Consider the following 2,595-nt stretch of genomic DNA (forward strand, 5'->3'; position numbering starts at 1 on the left):
GTCCAAGATGCCCGCAACGGTTGCATTCGCCGACAGGCAGAACTGATCGAGACTGACGGGTGGGCATCTATCTCCCGATCGCGGAAATTTCCGTCAATATCTTCGTCCTGCTGGCGATGGGCGCGGCGGTGGGTTTCCTGTCGGGCATGTTCGGCGTCGGCGGCGGCTTCCTCATCACGCCGCTGTTGATCTTCTACAACATCCCTCCGGCGATCGCTGTCGCCACTGGCGCCAACCAGGTCATCGCCTCCTCCGTCTCCGGCGTCCTTTCGCACATGAAGCGCGGTACGCTCGACCTCAAGCTCGGCGGGGTGTTGCTGGCCGGCGGCATTGTCGGTTCCACCGGCGGCATCTACGTCTTCGCCTTCCTGCGCAGGCTCGGCCAGCTCGACCTGTTCATCTCGCTGCTCTACGTCGTGCTGCTCGGCACCGTCGGCGGGCTGATGCTGGTCGAAAGCGTCAATGCGCTGCGCGCGACGCGCAGCGGTGCGGCGCCGGTGCTGAAGAAATCCGGCCAGCACAACTGGATCCACCGCTTGCCGCTGAAGATGCGCTTCAGGGCGTCAAAACTGTTCGTCAGCGTCATCCCCGTCCTTGGGCTTGGCGCCGGCATCGGCTTCCTGTCGTCGATCATGGGCGTCGGCGGCGGCTTCATCATGGTGCCGGCACTGATCTATCTGCTGAAAGTGCCGACCAATGTCGTCATCGGCACCTCGCTGTTCCAGATCATCTTCACCTCCGCCTATACGACGCTGGTCCACGCCACCACCAACCAGACAGTCGATGTCGTGCTGGCCTTCCTGCTGATGGCGGGCGGCGTCGCCGGCGCGCAGTACGGCGCCAAGGCCGGCCAGAGGCTGCGCGGCGAGCAGCTCAGGGCCTTGCTGGCACTGCTGGTGCTGGCGGTGGCGATACGATTGGCGATCGATCTTTTCGTCACCCCGCCCAACCTCTATTCGCTGTCTGCCGCGGGCCTCAACTGATGAAGGCTCGCAGCACATTCGCAACCGCCATTGTCCTGTCGCTGGTTGCGGCCGCCGTGCCGGCGAAGGCACAGGTCCCGCTGACCGAAGGCATCCAGATCGGTCTCTCCACCGACAACGTCTCGATCACCGCCGGTTTTTCCGGGGCCGATCTGACCATCTTCGGTTCGCTGGAGAACCCGGATCCACTCGTCGCGCGCCAGGGCCGCTACGACGTCATCGTCGTGCTCGAAGGTCCGCCCAAACCGGTGGTGGTGCGCCGCAAGGACAGGGTGCTCGGCGTCTGGGTCAATCTGGACTCTGAGACCTTCGAAAACGTGCCGGTCTCCTATTCGGTGGCGACGACGCGGCCGCTGCAGGACATCACCGAACCCAACAGCTACAAGCAGCTGTCGCTCGGCGCCTCCAACCTCTACATGCAGCCCGCCGATGCCGGCGACAGCCCGGCGACGATCGAGGAGTTTACGGCGGCACTGCGGGAGCGCAAGTCGGCGACCGGGCTCTACAGCGAGAATGTCGGCGGCGTGCAATTCCTGTCGCAGAACCTTTTCCGCGCCACAGTGAGGCTGGCGCCAAATGTGCCGGTTGGAACCCACAAAGCCCGCGCGTTCCTGTTCAAGAGCGGTCTGTTCATCAAGGAAAGCTCGGCCCAGCTCGAAATCCGCAAATCCGGTTTCGAGCAGTCGATCTTCCGTGTCGCGCACAATTATTCCTTCCTCTACGGCGTCTTCGCGATATCGCTGGCCATGCTGACCGGCTGGCTCGGAAGGCTGATCTTCCGGCGAGATTAGGATTTTCCCCGAAAAGTGGTTTCCCTTTGCCGAGGCATGCGGTAGACCGCGCTCCCCAGCCAAATGGCAGACACAAACAATTCGGTTCGGCAGAGCAGCCCGTCCCCGGACAGCGCGCGATTTCTCATGGCGCCTGTCGGCTCGCCGACGACAAATGCAGGAACTTGTCATGCGACCAGCCTTCGGCGGCATCGACTTCGGCACTTCGAACTCCACCGTGGGCGTGGTCCGCAACGGGCAGCCGCGCCTCGTCGCGCTGGAGAACGGCCAGGTCACGCTGCCCAGTGCCGTGTTCTTCAACTTCGAGGACAACCGCACCTGCTTTGGCCGCCAGGCCATCGCCAATTACACCGACAGCATCGAAGGCCGGCTGATGCGTTCGCTGAAGAGCGTGCTCGGCAGTTCGCTGGCCCATGAAAAGACCCGCATCAAATCGCGGTCGATCGGCTTCATGGAGATCGTCGGCATGTTCCTTGGCCATCTCAAGAAGAGGCTGGAAGCCGATGCCGGCGATACGGTCGAGACCGTCGTTCTTGGCCGGCCGGTGCAATTCGTCGATGACGATGCCGAGGCCGACGCGAAGGCGCAAAGCGAACTCGAGAACGCCGCGCGTGCCCAGGGCTTCAAGCACATCGCTTTCCAGTTCGAGCCGATCGCGGCGGCGCTCGACTACGAGCAGAAGGTGACACGCGAGGAACTGGCGCTGATCATCGATATGGGCGGCGGCACGTCGGACTTCTCGATCGTGCGCGTCTCGCCGCAGCGCTCCCGTTTGCTCGACCGCAAGGACGACATCCTGGCCAGCCGGGGCGTTCATATCG

3 protein-coding genes are annotated in these 2,595 nt (G+C 63.4%); all 3 read left to right on the plus strand.

What is annotated here, in order from left to right; all coding sequences use genetic code 11:
• Nucleotides 1-59: 59 nt before the first annotated feature.
• On the plus strand, nucleotides 60-983 hold the full coding sequence (locus EN949_RS34490) for a sulfite exporter TauE/SafE family protein (protein WP_013533663.1): 924 nt from the start codon (nucleotides 60-62) through the stop codon (nucleotides 981-983).
• Nucleotides 983-1,774 carry a TIGR02186 family protein gene (locus EN949_RS34495; RefSeq protein ID WP_127370731.1) on the plus strand — a complete coding sequence of 264 codons (792 nt, stop codon included), beginning with the start codon at nucleotides 983-985 and terminating at the stop codon, nucleotides 1,772-1,774. The genes EN949_RS34490 and EN949_RS34495 overlap by 1 nt, the downstream gene beginning before the upstream one ends.
• 169 nt (nucleotides 1,775-1,943) lie before the next feature.
• Nucleotides 1,944-2,595, plus strand: a 652-nt coding sequence (locus tag EN949_RS34500; RefSeq protein ID WP_164782655.1) for an Hsp70 family protein, incomplete at its 3' end; no start/stop codon positions are given.

The organism is Mesorhizobium sp. M7A.F.Ca.US.007.01.2.1, assembly GCF_003998165.1.
In the GTDB taxonomy this organism is placed as follows: Bacteria; Pseudomonadota; Alphaproteobacteria; order Rhizobiales; family Rhizobiaceae; genus Mesorhizobium; species Mesorhizobium ciceri.

Excerpts from the sequence above, each read along its gene's own strand:
- EN949_RS34495 (WP_127370731.1), top strand. The coding sequence starts at position 983 with ATGAAGGCTCGCAGCACATTCGCAACCGCCATTGTCCTGTCGCTGGTT.